We start from the raw sequence: 18,409 nt of genomic DNA on the forward strand, positions 1-18,409 counted from the left end.
GAGAAAATGATAATAAAAATTGCAGTTGTCGGTTCAAAGGAGTTTATGGAGAATCTTTTACCTATTGCTCATAAATTAGAAGAGATAGAGATTGAACCATATATTTACCTTCATCCGGCTGAATCTTCTGAAAAATTAAAGCGTTTAAAACCTTGTGATGTTATCTTTTTCTCGGGTGCTCTACCTTATTATATGGCAAAAGAAATAAGAGAACAATTACGAATTCCAAGTACGTACTTACAACAAGACGAGACAACGGTTGCATCGTCACTCCTTTCTATAATATATCATCAAAGCATTCAACCTCATAAGATTTCAATTGATTTAGTAGATCGTACGTTTATTACAAATGTGTTCCATGATATCGGTCTGAAAGAAAAGCCACAAGTGATGGATTATGAAAATATGTTGTGGAGTAAAGATGAAATAAATAGAGTCATCGATTTTCATGTAGCTAAGTATCAATCAGGAGATTCGGATTTAGCTTTAACTAGTATTCACGCTGTTTATGATGAACTTCAAAAAATAGGTATTCCTTCAGAGCGTATGATAGATCCGACGCAATCCATTATACATGGGTTAAAAGATGCAAAAATAAAAGCCGAGTTAGCAAAAAGTCATTCAGCTACTGTTGGTGCTTGTATTATATCCTTTATGGAGAGACAAGAAAGCTCGCTTGAACAATTAAATGTAGTTTCAAAAGAATTACGTGGTTCATTTAAACAAGTTGATGAAATGACATTTATTTTGTATACGACTCGCGGTGATATTGAATCGAGTATAAAAACAAATATGATAGATAGCGTATTTATGAGTATAAAAGGTAGGATAGCTATTGGGTTTGGTTACGGGAAAACTGTGAAAGAAGCGGAGCAAAATGCTAAAATCGCTCAAAATTTCGCGAAGAATAATCCAATAGAGCATTGTTTTTATATACTAACTAGTGAGAAGGAACTATTTGGTCCATTTCCGGAAGAACAGAGAGTACAAAGTTTGAAAAATGCTAACCCAGAATTAATGAAAATAGCGAAGGAAACGAAGCTTAGTCCAGCAAACTTGTCAAAAATTATTCAGTTTAGTCAATCACACCCATCATTGAAATTTACAGCAGCGGATCTTTCTGAGTACTTACAAGTGACGCGGCGATCAACAGAAAGGTTGTTAAAGAAATTAGTTGATTATGGGTATGCCCATATTTGCGGCGAGGAAATGCCCTATCAACAAGGGCGTCCTCGCGCAATATATGAACTGAATTTACCATTATTTTTAAGCTTCTAGTTGAGCTTTTTGTTTCTTTATTAGTTCTGCTTTTTCAATGTCTGATAGTTTTACAATTGTGAAGCCTGTTATACCATAAATGATTGAGATAATAGGTACGATGAAATTCAAAATAGCATAAGGGGCATATTCAAATGCACCTACGCCAAGTGTAGCGAGAATAAATACACCGCACGTATTCCAAGGAACGAAGACAGAAGTTAATGTTCCGCCATCTTCTAATGCTCTGGATAAATTTTTTGAATGTAGTCCTTTTTCTGTGTATGCATTTGCGTACATTCTTGAAGGGACAACAATTGAAATATATTGTTCAGAGCAAGTAAGGTTTGTTGCAAAACAAGATGCGATAGTAGAAGCGATAAGCCCTTTTGCTGATTTCGCTAACTTTAAAATTTGATTTACAATTGAGCGAAGAATACCTGTATGTTCTAATACTCCTCCGAAAGTCATAGCGACAATTGTCATAGAGACTGTATTCATCATCGAATCTAAGCCACCGCGGTTAAATAGTTCGTCTACTAGCTTGTTTCCAGTGTCTATGACAAATCCAGCTTGGAGTGCACCGACAGAGGCTGAGACAGAACCACCTTGAATAAAGACCTGTGATAAAAATCCTAAAATAATACCTACGAGAATAGCTGGTATAGCTGGTACTTTTTTAGCGACCAATACCATAACGACTACGGGTATGATTAATAGGAAAGGTGAGATAACAAAGTTTTGTTGCAAGACTTGTAATGTTTGATCGATACTTTTTGCATCAATATTGTTCTCGCCGAAGCTTCTTCCTAAGAACGCATAGACGATAAGAGTAATAATTAAACCTGGGATTGTAGTAAATAACATATGACGGATATGCGCGAATAAATCTGTATTTGTTAATCCTGCAGCTAAGTTTGTTGTGTCTGAAAGCGGTGACATTTTATCGCCGAAATAAGAGCCTGAAATAATGGCACCAGCAACCATTGGAGCTGGGATCCCCATACTAAGGCCAATACCCATTCCAGCAACGCCAATTGTTCCCATTGTAGACCAGGAGCTACCGATTGCTAACGCAACGATAGAACAAATCACGGTAATTGAAACTAAAAATAGTGATGGAGTTAAAAGTTTTAAACCATAATAAATCATTGTTGCGACGATTCCACCGCCAATCCAAGCACCGATCGTTAAACCTACAAGAATAATGATAACGATAGCGGGTAATGCAAGACGAATTCCTTTATACATTGCTTCTTCAAGATCGTTCCATTTGTAGCCATAGCGCCAAGCGACGATAGAAGCGACGGTTGTACCGATAATAAGTGGGACGTGAGGGCTTTGTTTTAATACAACAATTGTAACCATCATAACTGCAACTGTAATGATAATAGGGATTATTGCTACTCCAAAAGGTATTTCTTTTTTCATAAACTGCCTCCTCATTATATATGTTTGTATTTTTAGAATTGTCGCAAAATAGACGTTATTAAATTATAATAACTAAAAATTGATGTAAGCGTCAATAAAAAACAGAAAATAACGAATGTTCTTTCTGCATAAAGTGAGTGAAAATAAGTTATTAATAGCAACTGAAAATAAACAATTGACTTTTTTCTTAAAATTCAATATGTTCATAAAAACATCTGTTTTTCATAAGTATAATTAACCTGAATGGTTTTGGAATTTGGGAAGGAGAATGTAGCTTTGAAAACATTAGAACTACAAGAGCGTTTAACTGAAATTTTTCAGCATTTGCATGAAAACCCTGAAGTGAGTTGGAAAGAGTATGAAACGACAGCGTATATTACTAACTTTTTAAAAGAAGAAGGAATTTCATATAAAATATTTGAGGATTGCCCAGGCGTAATCGCTGAGATTGGTACTGGGAATCCGGTTATTGCGATCCGTGCTGATATGGATGCACTTTGGCAAGAAGTGAATGGAGAATTTAAGGCGAATCATTCGTGTGGTCACGATGCTCATATGACGATTGTAATGGGGCTTATTTTACAATTAAAGAATATGAGATGGAAAAGCGGTACGGTTCGATTTATTTTTCAGCCGGCAGAGGAAAAAGGAAATGGTTCTTTAAAGATGGTAGAGAAGGGCGCTGTGGATGATGCTGATTTCTTATTTGGTGTTCATTTAAGGCCGATTGAAGAACTACCTTTGAAACAAGCTGCCCCATCTATTCGTCACGGAGCAGCAGGGTTTTTAGAGGGAACAATTCATGGGGAAGACGCACATGGTGCAAGACCTCATCAAGGTGTGAATGCGATTGATGTCATTTCTATGATTAATATCGGTTTGAAAAATATATGGTTACCACCACAAAGTTCATATTCGGTGAAAATGACGAGATGCCAAGCTGGTGGTGATAATCTAAATATTATTCCAGGTAACGGTCATTTCAGTTTAGATGTAAGGGCAGAGAGTAATGTGCTATTACAAGAATTAAAGAAAAAGATAGAGTGTGTAATAGAATCTGCTGCATCGATGGGATCAAAAACTTCATACGAATGGATTGATCTTGCCCCAGGGGCAGAAGTATCAGAAGAAGCAGAGCGTTACATGCGCAAAGGTATTATCGAAGTGTATGGGGAAGAGAGATGTACAGGACCACTCTATACGACAGGAAGCGATGATTTCCATTACTACACAGTGAAAAGACCGCATTTAAAAGCAGTTATGCTTGGACTAGGGGCAAACTTACAACCTGGATTACACCATCCGTATATGAAGTTTGATCATAGTTGTATTATGGATGGGGTAGAAATATTAAAACAAACAGTATTGAAAGTGTTAGAGGACAGGGGCTAGAGAGCTCCTGTTTTTTTGTTGTGAATTGTCGGTATATCGATATTCCTTGTCGAAACATCGATATATTGAAAAAACCATCTATATAATTTCACGTACCAATTAAGTCGATAAAAAATTGCTCTCTAGTACATGGTGTATAATAATAAGTACCATTTCTTAATAGGAGAAAATCAATGAACGAACAATATTATGATGCAGTTTTAAATATAAAAACAGTCGGTGAGCAAAAAGGGTTTAACAAGTCTATGCATTATCACCGATATGAACCGACGCCATATAGCGGATTAGATGAGTTATTGAATCAATATGAAATAAGAAGTAGCGACCGAATTGTAGACTTTGGATGCGGGAAAGGAAGATTAAACTTTTACATGCACCATAAGTGTGGTGCTTCAGCCGTTGGAATTGAAATGAATGAAGAGTTTTATAACGAAGCGATGGGTAATCGTGATCGGTATGCGCGAAAGGCACGAAACAGTAAAGATAAAATTCAATTTGAATGCTGTTTAGCACAGGAATACGAAATTGATCCACGTGATAACCGATTTTATTTCTTTAATCCGTTTTCAGTACAAGTGTTTATGAACGTAGTAAATAACATTTTGCTTTCGGTAGAAGAAACAGGGAGAGAAGTGGATATTATTTTATACTACCCTTCTGAAGATTATATTTTCTTCTTGGAGAATCAGACTGCGTTTGAATTGAAGAAGGAAGTAAGGTTACTAGGAGCTTATGAGAAGAATGGGAATGAGAGGTTCTTAGTGTATGGATTGGAGCGTTAATGTATGGGTGCTTGGGGAGTAGCGATATTGTCAGATGATATTGCTGAAGAGATTAAGTTACTGTATAAGGATTTGTTAGGAAACGATTATTCGAATGAGGAAGCAAGTAGGATTGTAATTGAAGGATACCAGCATGAACTAGATGATGAAGAGCTGATTGTTTTTTGGTTAGTATTTTCTTCCGTGCAATGGAAGTTAGGAAGACTTCAAGAGAATGTTAAACAGGAGGCATTGCAAATAATAGAGAGCGGTGCAGATCTAGCTTGCTGGGAAGAAGAACCTAAATTACAGAAGAAACGTGAAGTAGTTTTAAATAAATTAAGAGAACAGTTAAATTCTCCGCAGCCAGAAGCGAAAAAAGTACCGAAGAGATTTATAGCTAATACTTCTTTAAAAGTGGGGGATGCGGTTAGTTATAAATTAGTATCAGGGAATTATATTATCCTTAAAATCATTGAGATTGTTGAGGAATGGCATGGAGATCGGTATCCTCTGTTTGAAATGTGTGATTGGGAAGGAAAAGAGATTCCTTCAAAAGAAGAAATAGACCAATTAGAATTGAAAATAAAGATTTATGAGGGGGGAAAACAGGAAGTTGTAAAACTTGCTATTTATCCGGCCGGAAAAAGAGACAGCAAATTAAAAAGAATCCAAGTAGTGGCAGAGGATGTAAAAGTAGTATTGGATATAGGGTCGCCGTATACAATACTATGTTGGAAGGATTTTGACGACTACGTAAATACATTGTAATAAAAAGACGCATTACCTAATTGGTAATGCGTCTTTTACTCACGTCTATATTAGTTACGGATTAAGTAATCAAATGCACCTAAAGCTGCGTTTGCACCTGAACCCATAGAGATGATGATTTGTTTGTACGGATTATTTGTACAGTCACCTGCAGCAAACACTCCTGGTACGTTTGTAGCGCCGTGCTTGTCTGTTACGATTTCACCGCGAGCGCGTTCAACTGTTTCGCCTAACCAGTCTGTGTTTGGCACAAGACCGATTTGTACGAATACACCTTGTAATTCAACGTGATGAACTTCTTCAGTTTCACGATCGATGTAAGAAATACCGTTTACTTTATCAGTACCAGTGATTTCTTTCGTTTGAACGTTTTTCAGAACAGTTACGTTTGGTAAGCTGTTAAGACGCTCTTGTAATACAGCATCAGCTTTTAATTCTGGCATGAATTCAAGAACAGTTACATGCTTAACAATACCTGCTAAGTCGATAGCTGCTTCAATACCAGAGTTACCGCCGCCGATAACTGCTACGTCTTTTCCAATGAATAATGGACCGTCACAGTGTGGGCAGTATGCTACACCTTTATTTTTGAACTCAGCTTCACCTGGTACGCCAACGTTACGCCAGCGAGCACCTGTTGAAACGATTACGCTCTTACTTTTCAGAATAGCGCCGTTTTCAAGTTCCACTTCAATAAGTTCTTTTTTCTCTAAACGTTTTGCGCGTTGTAGATTCATTACATCGATGTCGTATTCTTTTACGTGCTCTTCAAGGCTTGCTACTAGCTTAGGACCTTCAGTGCGTTTTACGCTGATGAAGTTCTCAATACCCATAGTATCCATTACTTGACCACCGAAGCGCTCAGCAACGATACCAGTGCGGATGCCTTTACGTGCTGCATAAATTGCTGCACTTGCACCAGCAGGGCCGCCACCAACAACAAGAACATCGTATGGATCTTTATCAGAAAGCTCTGATGCATCTGGACCGTTACCCATTTTAGCTAAAATTTCTTCAAGTGTCATACGACCGCTTCCGAAAGATTCGCCGTTTAGGAAAACTGTTGGTACTGCCATGATGTCTTTGCTTTCTACTTCCTCTTTGAATGCAGCGCCATCAATCATAGTATGTGTAATACCAGAGTTTAGAACGCTCATTACGTTAAGAGCTTGTACAACATCAGGACAGTTATGACAACTTAGGCTGATATAAGATTCAAAATGATATTCGCCTTGAATGTTTTTAATTTGATCGATTAATTTTTGTTCAACTTTTGGAGCGCGTCCACTTACTTGTAGTAAAGCTAACACTAATGAAGTAAATTCGTGTCCTAATGGAATACCAGCGAATACGACACCAGTGTCTTCACCAGGGCGATTTACGCTAAAGCTTGGTGTTCTCTCTAATTCAACTTTTTCTACTGTAATCTTAGATGACATAGTAGCTAATTCGTCTACTAGAGCTAACATATCTTTAGATACGTCGTCGTCTCCAGCGCTTACTTTAAGTAAAATATCGTTCTCCATTAACTGAAGGTATTGGGATAGTTGTGTTTTTATATCTGCATCTAGTATCATTTTGATCGAACTCCTTAGATTTTGCCTACAAGGTCAAGGCTTGGTTTAAGTGTTGCAGAACCCTCTTGCCATTTAGCTGGGCAAACTTCACCTGGGTTGTTACGTACGTATTGAGCTGCTTTAATTTTGTTAACAAGAATGCTTGCGTCACGGCCGATACCGTCAGCATTGATTTCCATAGATTGGATAACGCCGTCTGGATCGATGATGAATGTACCACGAGCAGCAAGACCTTCTTCTTCCATTAAAACGTTGAAGTTTGTAGTGATTGTGCGAGTTGGGTCACCAATCATGATGTACTCGATTTTGCCGATAGTTTCTGAGCTATCATGCCATGCTTTATGAGTGAAGTGAGTGTCTGTAGATACAGAGTATACTTCAACGCCTAAATCTTTAAGAGTTGCATATTGGTTTTGTAAGTCTTCAAGTTCAGTTGGACAAACGAATGTGAAGTCAGCTGGGTAGAAACAAACTACACTCCATTTTCCTTTTAAACTTTCGTCAGTAACTTGGATAAATTCTCCATTATGGTAAGCATTAGCTTTAAACGGTTTTACTTCAGTGCCGATTAATAACATATTAAAATTCCTCCTAAATGTTGGTTTTGAGCATCAAAAAATAGTGTGCTCATAAAATATATTTTTTAATTAACTATAATAATTCTAATTCGATATTAATTATCATATAGAAGTGGTTATTTTGTCAAGAGAATAAATATCAATTTAATTAATATTTATTCTCAATTAAGGGTGTTAGAGAATAAAAAGGTAATTTTCAACGAGTGTTTGAAAGAGTAGTGTGTATGTTAATGATAGGATGTAAGTATAAAATCTTAGGAAGGAAATATTTCTTAGAAGTTGTAGTTTTGAAAAGGAATTGCTTAATTCCATTTTACAAAGAATTGTGTGATAAATAAAATAAAATGAATCAGAATCTTTGTGAAAAATTTTTGTCATCTCAAATATATAATTAAGAAGTATATTACAACGATAATTAGAAACATTGACTCCAATTGCTAGCAAGATATAATAAAACCTAGATATACCTTTCAAAAAGAAGATATAATATAAGTTGAAAAAAATTTAATCTACTATTTTTTATAGCTTTTAGAAAACGCTTACAATTAGTGTGGAGGGGAAACCATGTCTAAGTTCACGAAGTATTTTTTAATGGAAGCTAAAGATGTGATTGCATATGTGCAAGAGAAATTGTCTAAGTTTGAACAGGCAAAGGGGTTACAGTGTAAAGAAATAGGTGATGGTAATTTAAATTATGTGTTCCGCGTTTGGGATGAAAAAGAGACCATGTCTGTCATCGTAAAGCAGGCCGGGGATACAGCACGTATTTCAGATGAGTTTAAGTTGTCGACGAATCGTATTCGTATAGAATCAGATGTTTTGCAGTTAGAGGAAGAGTTGGCACCTGGGCTTGTTCCAAAAGTATATTTGTTTGATAGTGTGATGAATTGTTGTGTGATGGAAGATTTATCGGATCATACAATATTACGTACAGCACTTATAAATCATCAAATGTTTCCAAAACTTGCGGATGATTTAACTACTTTTATGGTAAATACTCTTCTATTAACATCAGATGTTGTAATGAATCATAAAGAGAAGAAGGAACTTGTGAAGAATTATATAAATCCTGAGTTATGTGAAATTACAGAGGACCTTGTATATTCGGAGCCATTTACAAACCATAATAAGCGCAACGAATTGTTTCAATTAAATGAAGGATGGATTAGAGAGCATATTTATAATGATAAAGAGCTTCGTATGGAAGTAGCGAAACTTAAATTTTCTTTTATGACGAATGCGCAAGCGTTGCTCCACGGTGATTTACATACCGGTTCTGTTTTTGTGAAGGGTGATTCTACTAAGGTGATTGATCCTGAGTTTGCTTTTTATGGACCTATGGGATATGACGTTGGGAATGTAATGGCGAATTTAATGTTCGCTTGGGTGAATGCAGATGCAGCGATGCCGTCCGGAGCTGAGAAAGATACGTATATGGATTGGCTACAAACTACAATGATAGAGGTAATTGATTTATTTAAGAAGAAGTTTTTAAATGCTTGGGATATTCATGTGACAGAGATTATGGCGAAGGAAGAAGGCTTTAACGAAGTTTATTTACAATCTGTATTAGAGGATACAGCGGCAGTGACAGGTCTTGAGTTAATTCGTCGTATTGTTGGATTAGCGAAAGTAAAGGATATTACTTGTATTGAGAATGATGAAGCACGTGCTAGAGCAGAGCGAATTTGTCTTCAGAGCGCGAAGAAATTTATTTTACAAGCGAATCAATATAAAACGGGCAACAGTTTTGTAGAAACGTTAAAACAACAAATGCATAGTGCGAAATAAGGGGAGAAGATGATGGCAGAGCAATTAATACCCATTCAGTGGAAAGAGGATGCTTTAGTATTATTAGATCAAACAGTATTACCGAATGAAGTAGTCTATGAATCTTTTAAAACGGCTGAGGGTGTTTGGGATGCGATTCAAGTAATGAAAGTACGAGGAGCACCGGCAATAGGTGTTTCAGCAGCCTATGGTGTGTACTTAGGGGTAAAGGAATTTGCTGAAAGCATGATAGAAAGATTTATAGATGAAATAAAAAGAGTATGCGCATACTTAGCGACATCAAGACCGACGGCAGTAAATTTATTTTGGGCACTTGAAAGAATGGAGAATGTAGCGACGGCGAATACTCACTTATCAATCTCGCAGTTGAAAGATAGATTATTAGAAGAAGCAAAAGAGATTCATAGAGAAGATGAAGAAATTAACCGTCAAATTGGAGAACATGCACTAACTTTATTCCGAGATGGAATGGGAGTATTAACGCATTGCAATGCAGGTGCTTTAGCGACGACTAAGTATGGTACTGCGACAGCTCCAATGTATTTAGCGAAAGAAAAAGGTTGGGACTTAAAAATTTATTCGGATGAAACACGCCCTAGATTACAAGGTTCAACGTTAACAGCATTAGAACTGCAGCGAGCGGGAATTGATGTAACGGTCATTACGGATAATATGGCAGCTATGGTCATGTCACAAGGGAAAATTGATGCGGTAATCGTCGGATGTGATCGTGTGGCAGCAAACGGTGATGTAGCAAATAAAATTGGAACATTAGGTGTATCTATTTTAGCTAAATACTACAACATTCCATTTTATGTAGCAGCACCAACACCAACAATTGATTTAAAAACACCGACAGGAAAAGAAATTCCAATCGAGGAAAGAGATGGTTCTGAAGTGATTAATCGCTTCGGACAATATTCTGCTCCGAAAGAAAGTAAAGTATATAATCCAGCATTTGACGTTACGCCTCATGAAAATGTAACAGCGATTATTACGGAAAAAGGGATTGTAAAGGCACCATTTACCGAAAACTTAAAAAAGCTATTTCAATAAGTAGATAGATACAAAGTCAGTCATCATAAGCTTCATACTTAGGGGGATGTATATGTTATTACAAAAAGAAAGAGAAGAAATTGTAGCATACGGAAAGAAAATGATTTCTAGCGGTTTAACAAAGGGGACAGGTGGTAATATTAGTATTTTCAATCGTGAACAAGGTCTTGTTGCGATTAGCCCAAGTGGTTTAGAGTATTATGAAACAAAGCCTGAAGATGTAGTTATATTAAACTTAGATGGTGAAGTGGTAGAGGGAGAGAGAAAACCATCAAGTGAACTAGATATGCATCTTATTTATTATCGAAATCGTGAAGACATAAATGCGCTTGTGCATACACACTCTCCTTACGCGAAGACGATCGCGTCATTGGGATGGGAGCTTCCTGCTGTGTCATATTTAATTGCTTTTGCAGGTCCAAATGTTCGCTGTGCGCCATATGAAACATTTGGTACGAAGCAATTAGCAGAGGCTGCTTTTGAAGGTATGATTGATCGACGTGCCGTGTTACTTGCCAATCACGGTTTAATTGCTGGTGCAAATAATATAAAAATGGCGTTTACTGTTGCGGAAGAGATTGAGTTCTGTGCACAAATTTATTATCAAACGAAAAGCGTCGGAGAACCGAAGTTATTGCCAGAAGATGAGATGGAGAATTTGGCGAAGAAGTTTGAAGGATATGGGCAGCAGTAGAATAAAAAACACCCTCAAGAAAAATTCTTGAGGGTGTTTTTTTACGCTTTTTTAAGCAACAAATACATAAAGTAAGGTGCACCAATTAAAGCGACGACAATACCTGCTGGGATGCCGTTAGGTTCAACGATATTTCGTCCGATTGTGTCTGCTAATAGTAATAGCCATCCGCCTATTAAAACAGCGATTGGCATGAAGATTTGATGCCTTGGTCCGACTAAGGATTTTGCGATGTGAGGAGCCATCAGCCCAATAAAGCTAATTCCTCCTGTTACGGAAACAGCTGCAGCAGCAAGCGCAACGGCTGCAACTAATAAGTATCTACGTTCTTTTTCAATTTCAATTCCAACGCCGATTGCGACGGGTTCGTTTAATGCTAGAATATTTAATCGGTTTGCTTTATAGAAAACAAAAGGAATTAATACGATTAACCATGGGAGCATTGCTAAAACGAAGATCCAGTCATCTCCCCAAATATTTCCGGCAATCCATTTGGAAATAAAGTCTACTTTCATACGATCTGCGGATGAAATAAGGACAATCATCATTCCAGATAGTGCAAATGCAAAACCGATACCGGTTAATGTTAATCGCACCGGCTGAAGTCCAGTTGATTTACTATATGAAAATACGTAGATTAGAACAGCTGTTAGAAATGCTCCGATAAATCCAACGACAGGTAGTAAGTAAAGAAATGAACCTACATCTATTGGAAAGTATAAAAAGAAAATAGCAACAGCAACACCGGCCCCAGAGTTGATACCGAGAATACCAGGTTCAGCTAAATCATTCCGGGTAATTCCTTGCAGAATAGCTCCTGATAAAGCGAGAGCCATACCAGCTAATAATGTAATGACAATTCTAGGTAGTCTTAAAGAGTATAAAACGAACTCCTCTTTAAAAGTCCCTTGTCCCATTAGTGTTGGGAGTAGTCGATCATAAGATAAAGATGCTGAACCGAGCCCCATTCCAATTACAATGGTTGTAATGGTTAGTATAAGTAAAGCGAGTATGATAAGACGTTGTTTTCTTAAAATAGATGGTATCATGAGAACGTTTTTCCTCCTTTACGTACAATGAATAGGAAGAATGGTAATCCTACAATTGCGACAATAGCGGCAACTGGTGTTTCGTACGGAGCGTTAATGGTACGTCCGATTGTATCTGCAAGTAGCATAAAGGAAGCACCAGCAATTGCTGACATCGGTATAACAAATCGGTAATCTGGACCGACAATTGGGCGTACCATGTGAGGTATCATTAAACCGATAAATGCCATATTTCCGACAAGGGCTACAGACGCACCTGCAAGTAAGATAATAATGATAAATAGAATGGTTTTAATAACAATAATTTTTTGACCTAGTCCAATAGCCACTTCTTCACTGAAACTAAGAACTGTCAATTTTTTTGCTAGTAAGATAGCGATAAAGATACTAATTGAAATGACGGGGATAATAACTTTCAATTGGCTCCAAGTAGTTCCAATTACGCCCCCAGCAGTCCAAAGTGATACATCTTGTGAAATTTTGAAGTAAATGCCGACTCCTTCTGAAATTGCGAGTAGAAATGCTGAAACGGCAGCACCAGCTAATACAATTCGAAGAGGGGAGAGCCCGCCTTTTTTCACCATACCAATTCCAAATACCATAATTGCGCCAACTGCAGCACCGATAAAGCAAGCTAATGTTAAGTAAAGATAGCTGATGGAAGGGCTGAAAGCAAGTGTTAGTGCAAGCGCAGCATTTGCTCCACCAGATAGCCCTAATAATCCAGGATCTGCAAGTGGATTTCGTGTTAATCCTTGCATAATTGCTCCAGAAACAGCAAGTCCAGCTCCTACAAAAATAGCAGCAACTTCACGTGGCAAACGTATTTCGCGAATAATAGATAATTTGTCCCCTTTAGCGGAGGAAGTGAGTGCTAACCATACGTCTTTTATTGAAGTATCAGCAGCACCTAATACCATTGCCACCATAAAAATAAGAAAGAATGCAATTATGCTTAAAGTTAATTTGTATGTAAAAGCTATAGAACGTGTATTGTCATGTTCTTGTGTCATTCGTTTCACATCTTTTCTTTTCATAGAATAAAGGAAGAGGAATTCTTAAATTAAGAATTCCTCATGTTTGTATTATTTACCAAGAAAGCTCTTCTTGAAGAAGTCTAGTTGGAAATCTAATGTAAGTGGATCATTGAAATAGAATTCCATCATGTTTGCTTCGTATACGCGATTATTTTTTACTGCTGGGATGTTTTTATATGATTCTGTCTCTTGGAATGAGTTATCAGTATCTTTGTTTTTACTTACGATTAAGTAATCACCAGCAAACTCAGGTAATACCTCAGTAGATAATGCGTAGTAACCTTCTTTTAATGCTTTTTCTTTTACTTTTTCAGGCATTTTTAATTTCATTTCTTGGTACAGAATTTCTGTTCCGCGGCCCCAGTTCTCGCCGTATACATAAAGCTGTTTGTTGAAGTTTTCTACAACAGAAACCGTTGCATCTTCACCGATTTTTGCTTTAATTTCTTTACCAGCATCTTGTGCACGTTTCTTGAAGTCATCAACCCAAGTTTTTGCTTCTTTTTCTTTGTTTAATAACTTACCGATCTCTAAATGTTGTGTTAAGTAATCAACTTTTCCGTAAGTGTATGTTACAGTAGGAGCGATTTTCTTTAACTTATCAACATTTTTAATATTTGATAAACCAATGATTAAATCTGGATTTAGTTCAGCGATTTTTTCAACATTTTCATCTGATACTTCAGCAACGTCTTTAAGTTTGCTATCAAAACGTGGGTTTTGTTTAGACCATGAATCTACCCCAACAAGATTTACACCTAATGACATTACGTTACCAGCGAATGATGATAAAACAACAACGCGTTTTGGATTTGCAGGAACTTCTACTTTACCATTTTCAGATTGGTATGTAATTGTTTCTGATTTACTACCTTTTGCATCATTCTTTTTGTCTGCAGAGCCATTGCTACAAGCACTCATAACAAGAACGAAAAGAACTGTTAGTGAAATAAATAACTTTTTCATCGTCTTTCTCCTTTAACATAGATGATATGTGTATATAATAATTTGTTTAACTGCAATCTTTTGAAAGAGTAGTGGTAATACAAAATGTTTATTAACCATCCGAATGTGAGATTTCACACAATATAGTATTTACCATATTAATGAAAGAAGATGTAATCTCACATTTGCTAATTATTAACAAAATGATAATGATTATCACTATTGATTCTTTAAATAATATAATTTTATATAGGTGTATTGTCAATAGTAATTTTGATTGTAAATTTTGCGGAAACAGGTTATATTTTATTGAGAATGATAATCAATGATTAGTAGCTGAGGAGTGAGCACGAATGAATCGAGAAGAATTGTTTGATGTAACTGTGATAGGCGGAGGACCTGCAGGGCTTTATTCAGCTTTTTATAGTGGACTCAGAGAGATGAAAACGAAAATAATAGAATTTCAACCACAGCTAGGTGGAAAAATACATGTTTATCCAGAGAAGATGATTTGGGATGTAGGTGGACTATTGCCAGTTACAGGTGATAAATTAATTGAACAGCTTGTACAGCAAGGGCTAACATTTAAGCCAGAAGTTGTATTAAATACAAAAGTAGAATCGATTATTCGTAATAAAGATGGCACTTTTACATTAAAAGGAAGCGATGGGAAAGAACATTATTCAAGAACAGTTATTGTCGCAACTGGCAGTGGTATATTGAAACCGCAAAAGTTATCAATTGAAGGTGCTGAGCGATTTGAAGTATCGAATTTAAATTATACAGTTAAATCTTTAAAACGTTTCAAAGATAAAACAATCATTATTTCCGGCGGAGGAAATTCTGCCGTTGATTGGGCAAATGAATTAGAACCAATTGCAAAAAAAGTTTATTTAACATATAGAAAAGAAGAATTATCTGGTCATGAAGCACAAGTAAAACAGCTCATGAATAGCTCAGCGGAGTGTTTCTTTAATACATCGATTACAAAATTAATTGCTGGTGATAATCATGAAGCGATTGAATATGTAGAATTAACGAATCACGAGACAGGTGAGGTTTCTCATTTACCTATTGATGAAGTTATTATTAATCATGGATATGAACGTGACATTACATTATTAGAAAATAGTGAGTTAGACGTTGCGATTATAGATAATTTTTATATTGCAGGGAATGCAAATAGTGAATCCTCAGTAGATGGATTATATGCAGCTGGAGATATATTAAAGCATGATGGGAAATTACATTTAATTGCAGGAGCGTTCCAAGATGCTGGAAATGCTGTGAATAAAGCGAAACAATTTATTCAACCAGATGCAAGCGAGTACGGGATGGTTTCTTCTCATAATGAAGTATTTAAGAAGAGAAATCGAGAATTGATAAAGCAGATGATGAAATAATTTGTAATAGTAAATAAAACAGAGGGATCTTCTTAGATTCCTCTGTTTTATTTACATAGACTAATATCATTCGATTATTTCTAAACTCAATGTGTCTAATTCAATGTTCGTTGTAATTAAATCAAATTTCTTTTCTAAACAATGGGCAATACTAGCATCACGTGTATTTCTAAAATATAATGTGCAGTTTAAAAGAGCGGGGTTACAATTATTTTAATGATATAGTAGTAAAAGGAACTAGCGCTAGAAAGATAACGTCTTGGTTTTTTAATATTGGAAATATAATAGTGATGTGTCTTTTATCGGAAAGAAATCGTTCCATATTTTTGTTATGTATGAATATGTTTTTTGCTAGTTATATGTCCTGTATTATTACATCATATTTTTATTTTATTTATACAAATTAAATGATAAAGGAGTGTATGACATATGTTTAATAAGAAAAATGTTAAAGGGAAATTTGATAGTGAAAAATTTGAAAAAGAAAATAAAAAGTATCAAAATCGGGCTAGTGCATACTTAGAAGATGAAAGTAAAATACAAACTTTAATACAAAAAGGGGTGAAAATATCTCAAAATAATAAAGGTGCTTTAACTGATGTTTGGGATAATCTTCAAGTGTTATTTGAAATGATGAATTGTTGGAGAAAAGGGGAGTATCGCGAAATTCCGAAGAAATCACTTCTTGCTATTGTAGGCGCAATTTTATATTTTGTATCACCAATAGATTTAATCCCAGATGTCATTTTAGGATTAGGGCTAATAGATGATGTAGCGATAATTAGTTTAGCCATTAAACAAGTTAGCAGTGATATTGAAAAATTTAAAGAGTGGAAAAATGAATTGGGTAACGAGGATAATGTTAGTAATTTCGAATGAAATGTTTAGGATCCCCACTTACTTCTCTATTCGAATGACGAGAGATGTAAGTGGGGGTTTTCCTGTTTACTATATTTTCAATCATTATAATGACACCGGTTTCATCAGTTCATATGACATGAACGTTTTATTTGGAAATCTTCCTAGAAAACAATGAATTTATGTTTTGTTTACGCGGAACATGATTCAATTATGCTGTCCCTTTAGCTCTTTCACTAGGAAATGGCATATTTAATGTAGACGCGATGTATTGTTTTCCGTGTTTTCGAGCTAATGATTCTAATATTTGACGGACGCGTTTTGTAAGATGTCCTTGTTTTTTTATAGCCTCACAATATGCGTCATAAAAAGCGTATTTAGCCCAAAGGAAATCATCTTGCTGGAATAAGAAATGATTTTTGTACCATTCACTAATTGTACGGTAACAATTGCTTTCGTGTATTGCTGCGCTTTGAGAAAGAATACGATCAGATAAAGATGTAGTTAAATGAGAAATTGTGTTTTCTGTTTCAACTTGTAATGTTTTTTCTAACATTGTAATGATGTGACGAGTAGCCATATGTTAACTCTCCTTTGTGTAAATGGGTAATACCATTCTATATTTAAAAAAATTCTTACTATTATTAGTATACAATATATGGAATGCATCTACCTGCTTTTTAAATTGTATTTACAAAATCTTTTTTATTTGTTTACAAAAATAAGGTAAAGTAAGATACAGTATATATGAAAAAATAATAAAGGAATGAACGCATTGTATATAACAGTAGAAGAGGCTGCGGAGTATTTGAATTTACCAAAATCGTATATTGAAGAGTTAATTCAGCAAAAGAAAGTTCGTGCGCTATTCGATGGGGAACAATATTTATTAAATAAAGAACAATTCAATACACATTTAGAACAAATGGAGAAATATAAACAATTAGTGGAAGAAATATTAAACGAACCAATTCCAGAAGATATGGATGTTAAAGACGAGGACTAAACTTTGGGAAATCCCGTATGAAGATATGCAGAAATGTACCTTCATACGGGATTTTTTTGTCTAAAGCTATCAAAAGCCCAAAGAGCCCTTGGCGTTCCATGAAATTTTGATAGGTAGTAGTCTACCAGGTTAAAAGCATATTTTTTTCTAGCTAGGACAAACATAGAGAACGTAACCTGTACAGATACATATACTATCAGTGCAAAAGCTTATAAATTAATGGAAGGGGTTTTCTCGTGAGTTTATTTCATTGGGATTTTTTGAAAGACTTAATTGGATCTTATGTAAGAGTAAACAGAGGTGGACCAGAATCTCAAAAAGGAACAATAGTATCATTAGGTGCGGACTACTTCGGATTAGAGAATGAAAAAGGAGAGAACCATTACTATCAACTTCGCCATCTGAAAAGCATTACCCAAAATACGAAAGATGGTGGAATAGGTGATGTTGAATGGGCGGAAGAAGACATTGCAGAAGACTTTGAAACGTTACTTCAAAGCTTCAAATACCGCTGGGTGAAAATTAACCGTGGTGGACCAGAGAAAATTGAAGGTATTTTACAAGATGCTTCTGGCGGTTATGTAACATTGATTATTAAAGAAGAAGTTGTATTAATTGCACTATCTCATATTAAGAGTGTTAATTATAATGCACCAGTAAGTGGAGAGAGCGATGAGAGTAGCGATGAGAGTAGCGATGAGAGTAGCAATGAGAAAAATAATGAAAACAGCAATAATTCAAGTCGAGCTCGTGCACTAAGACAATCAAGTAGAGGAAGATAAAACAGAAAGGAGGGTATGAAT

Annotated in this window: 18 protein-coding genes; 11 read left to right on the plus strand and 7 right to left on the minus strand. The window is 35.8% G+C overall.

Going from position 1 to position 18,409, the window contains the following annotated elements; all coding sequences use genetic code 11:
- Positions 1 to 6: 6 nt before the first annotated feature.
- Positions 7 to 1,278: a transcriptional regulator gene (locus DN410_RS08650; protein WP_149176171.1), complete on the plus strand. Its 1,272-nt coding sequence runs from the start codon at positions 7 to 9 to the stop codon at positions 1,276 to 1,278.
- Here DN410_RS08650 and nhaC read toward each other — a convergent pair.
- Positions 1,267 to 2,688: a Na+/H+ antiporter NhaC gene (gene nhaC, locus DN410_RS08655; RefSeq protein ID WP_149176172.1), complete on the minus strand. Its 1,422-nt coding sequence runs from the start codon at positions 2,686 to 2,688 to the stop codon at positions 1,267 to 1,269. The genes DN410_RS08650 and nhaC overlap by 12 nt on opposite strands.
- A gap of 276 nt (positions 2,689 to 2,964) precedes the next feature.
- On the opposite strand from nhaC, the gene DN410_RS08660 reads away from it, so the two are divergent.
- From DN410_RS08660 to DN410_RS08670, 3 genes are all read left to right on the plus strand, one after another.
- Positions 2,965 to 4,080 (plus strand): M20 peptidase aminoacylase family protein, encoded by a 1,116-nt coding sequence (locus tag DN410_RS08660; RefSeq protein WP_149176173.1) that lies wholly within the window; start codon positions 2,965 to 2,967, stop codon positions 4,078 to 4,080.
- 173 nt (positions 4,081 to 4,253) lie between these two features.
- Complete coding sequence (locus DN410_RS08665) at positions 4,254 to 4,862, plus strand: SAM-dependent methyltransferase (protein WP_149176174.1); 609 nt, start codon at positions 4,254 to 4,256, stop codon at positions 4,860 to 4,862.
- 3 nt (positions 4,863 to 4,865) lie between these two features.
- On the plus strand, positions 4,866 to 5,612 hold the full coding sequence (locus tag DN410_RS08670; protein WP_149176175.1) for a hypothetical protein: 747 nt from the start codon (positions 4,866 to 4,868) through the stop codon (positions 5,610 to 5,612).
- 50 nt (positions 5,613 to 5,662) lie between these two features.
- Here DN410_RS08670 and ahpF read toward each other — a convergent pair whose 3' ends face one another.
- Complete coding sequence (gene ahpF / locus DN410_RS08675; protein ID WP_000599491.1) at positions 5,663 to 7,189, minus strand: alkyl hydroperoxide reductase subunit F; 1,527 nt, start codon at positions 7,187 to 7,189, stop codon at positions 5,663 to 5,665.
- 14 nt (positions 7,190 to 7,203) lie between these two features.
- Positions 7,204 to 7,767: an alkyl hydroperoxide reductase subunit C gene (gene ahpC, locus DN410_RS08680; RefSeq protein ID WP_000924420.1), complete on the minus strand. Its 564-nt coding sequence runs from the start codon at positions 7,765 to 7,767 to the stop codon at positions 7,204 to 7,206.
- Between the two features lie 564 nt (positions 7,768 to 8,331).
- Between ahpC and mtnK the strand changes: the two genes are divergently transcribed.
- The 3 genes from mtnK to DN410_RS08695 are packed head-to-tail and all read left to right on the plus strand — an operon-like array spanning position 8,332 to position 11,308.
- Positions 8,332 to 9,558, plus strand: coding sequence for an S-methyl-5-thioribose kinase (mtnK, locus tag DN410_RS08685; protein ID WP_149176176.1), 1,227 nt, complete (start codon positions 8,332 to 8,334; stop codon positions 9,556 to 9,558).
- Positions 9,559 to 9,570: 12 nt separating this feature from the next.
- Entirely contained in the window at positions 9,571 to 10,614 is a 1,044-nt protein-coding gene (gene mtnA / locus DN410_RS08690; RefSeq protein WP_149176177.1) for an S-methyl-5-thioribose-1-phosphate isomerase, read from the plus strand.
- Positions 10,615 to 10,666: 52 nt separating this feature from the next.
- The gene (locus tag DN410_RS08695; protein ID WP_000926562.1) at positions 10,667 to 11,308 is read left to right on the plus strand and encodes an L-fuculose-phosphate aldolase; all 642 of its coding nucleotides are present in this window, start codon (positions 10,667 to 10,669) and stop codon (positions 11,306 to 11,308) included.
- A gap of 41 nt (positions 11,309 to 11,349) precedes the next feature.
- On the opposite strand, the gene DN410_RS08700 is transcribed toward DN410_RS08695, so the two are convergent.
- From DN410_RS08700 to DN410_RS08710, 3 genes are read right to left on the minus strand one after another with little or no spacing between them, the layout of a single operon-like run.
- The gene (locus DN410_RS08700; protein ID WP_149176178.1) at positions 11,350 to 12,357 is read right to left on the minus strand and encodes a FecCD family ABC transporter permease; all 1,008 of its coding nucleotides are present in this window, start codon (positions 12,355 to 12,357) and stop codon (positions 11,350 to 11,352) included.
- Positions 12,354 to 13,394: a FecCD family ABC transporter permease gene (locus DN410_RS08705; RefSeq protein WP_149176179.1), complete on the minus strand. Its 1,041-nt coding sequence runs from the start codon at positions 13,392 to 13,394 to the stop codon at positions 12,354 to 12,356. The genes DN410_RS08700 and DN410_RS08705 overlap by 4 nt, the downstream gene beginning before the upstream one ends.
- 48 nt (positions 13,395 to 13,442) lie before the next feature.
- The gene (locus DN410_RS08710; protein ID WP_149176180.1) at positions 13,443 to 14,360 is read right to left on the minus strand and encodes an iron-hydroxamate ABC transporter substrate-binding protein; all 918 of its coding nucleotides are present in this window, start codon (positions 14,358 to 14,360) and stop codon (positions 13,443 to 13,445) included.
- 332 nt (positions 14,361 to 14,692) lie between these two features.
- Here DN410_RS08710 and DN410_RS08715 point away from each other — a divergent pair, with 332 nt between their 5' ends.
- Together DN410_RS08715 and DN410_RS08720 are read left to right on the plus strand one after the other, a co-directional pair.
- Positions 14,693 to 15,742, plus strand: coding sequence for an NAD(P)/FAD-dependent oxidoreductase (locus DN410_RS08715; RefSeq protein ID WP_149176181.1), 1,050 nt, complete (start codon positions 14,693 to 14,695; stop codon positions 15,740 to 15,742).
- A 429-nt stretch (positions 15,743 to 16,171) separates the two neighbouring features.
- Positions 16,172 to 16,621, plus strand: a complete 450-nt coding sequence (locus DN410_RS08720; protein WP_149176182.1) for a YkvA family protein — start codon at positions 16,172 to 16,174, stop codon at positions 16,619 to 16,621.
- A 190-nt stretch (positions 16,622 to 16,811) separates the two neighbouring features.
- Here DN410_RS08720 and DN410_RS08730 read toward each other — a convergent pair whose 3' ends face one another.
- Positions 16,812 to 17,180 (minus strand): hypothetical protein, encoded by a 369-nt coding sequence (locus tag DN410_RS08730; protein WP_000235480.1) that lies wholly within the window; start codon positions 17,178 to 17,180, stop codon positions 16,812 to 16,814.
- Between the two features lie 186 nt (positions 17,181 to 17,366).
- Here DN410_RS08730 and DN410_RS08735 point away from each other — a divergent pair, with 186 nt between their 5' ends.
- Positions 17,367 to 17,606: a helix-turn-helix domain-containing protein gene (locus tag DN410_RS08735; protein ID WP_000993177.1), complete on the plus strand. Its 240-nt coding sequence runs from the start codon at positions 17,367 to 17,369 to the stop codon at positions 17,604 to 17,606.
- 236 nt (positions 17,607 to 17,842) lie between these two features.
- Positions 17,843 to 18,388 carry a spore coat protein gene (locus DN410_RS08740; protein ID WP_149176183.1) on the plus strand — a complete coding sequence of 182 codons (546 nt, stop codon included), beginning with the start codon at positions 17,843 to 17,845 and terminating at the stop codon, positions 18,386 to 18,388.
- The last annotated feature ends 21 nt before the right edge of the window (positions 18,389 to 18,409 follow it).

Source organism: Bacillus sp. SH5-2 (assembly GCF_008368905.1).
GTDB lineage: Bacteria > Bacillota > Bacilli > Bacillales > Bacillaceae_G > Bacillus_A > Bacillus_A luti.

Bases quoted from the DNA above. Each gene is read 5' to 3' on its own strand.
- DN410_RS08705 (WP_149176179.1), bottom strand. From the start codon at position 13,394: ATGAAAAGAAAAGATGTGAAACGAATGACACAAGAACATGACAATACA.
- mtnK (WP_149176176.1), top strand. From the start codon at position 8,332: ATGTCTAAGTTCACGAAGTATTTTTTAATGGAAGCTAAAGATGTGATT.
- ahpC (WP_000924420.1), bottom strand. From the start codon at position 7,767: ATGTTATTAATCGGCACTGAAGTAAAACCGTTTAAAGCTAATGCTTAC.
- DN410_RS08665 (WP_149176174.1), top strand. From the start codon at position 4,254: ATGAACGAACAATATTATGATGCAGTTTTAAATATAAAAACAGTCGGT.
- DN410_RS08715 (WP_149176181.1), top strand. From the start codon at position 14,693: ATGAATCGAGAAGAATTGTTTGATGTAACTGTGATAGGCGGAGGACCT.
- DN410_RS08695 (WP_000926562.1), top strand. From the start codon at position 10,667: ATGTTATTACAAAAAGAAAGAGAAGAAATTGTAGCATACGGAAAGAAA.
- DN410_RS08730 (WP_000235480.1), bottom strand. From the start codon at position 17,180: ATGGCTACTCGTCACATCATTACAATGTTAGAAAAAACATTACAAGTT.
- DN410_RS08710 (WP_149176180.1), bottom strand. From the start codon at position 14,360: ATGAAAAAGTTATTTATTTCACTAACAGTTCTTTTCGTTCTTGTTATG.
- mtnA (WP_149176177.1), top strand. From the start codon at position 9,571: ATGGCAGAGCAATTAATACCCATTCAGTGGAAAGAGGATGCTTTAGTA.
- DN410_RS08700 (WP_149176178.1), bottom strand. From the start codon at position 12,357: ATGATACCATCTATTTTAAGAAAACAACGTCTTATCATACTCGCTTTA.
- ahpF (WP_000599491.1), bottom strand. From the start codon at position 7,189: ATGATACTAGATGCAGATATAAAAACACAACTATCCCAATACCTTCAG.
- DN410_RS08670 (WP_149176175.1), top strand. From the start codon at position 4,866: ATGGGTGCTTGGGGAGTAGCGATATTGTCAGATGATATTGCTGAAGAG.
- DN410_RS08720 (WP_149176182.1), top strand. From the start codon at position 16,172: ATGTTTAATAAGAAAAATGTTAAAGGGAAATTTGATAGTGAAAAATTT.
- DN410_RS08650 (WP_149176171.1), top strand. From the start codon at position 7: ATGATAATAAAAATTGCAGTTGTCGGTTCAAAGGAGTTTATGGAGAAT.
- DN410_RS08735 (WP_000993177.1), top strand. From the start codon at position 17,367: ATGAACGCATTGTATATAACAGTAGAAGAGGCTGCGGAGTATTTGAAT.
- nhaC (WP_149176172.1), bottom strand. From the start codon at position 2,688: ATGAAAAAAGAAATACCTTTTGGAGTAGCAATAATCCCTATTATCATT.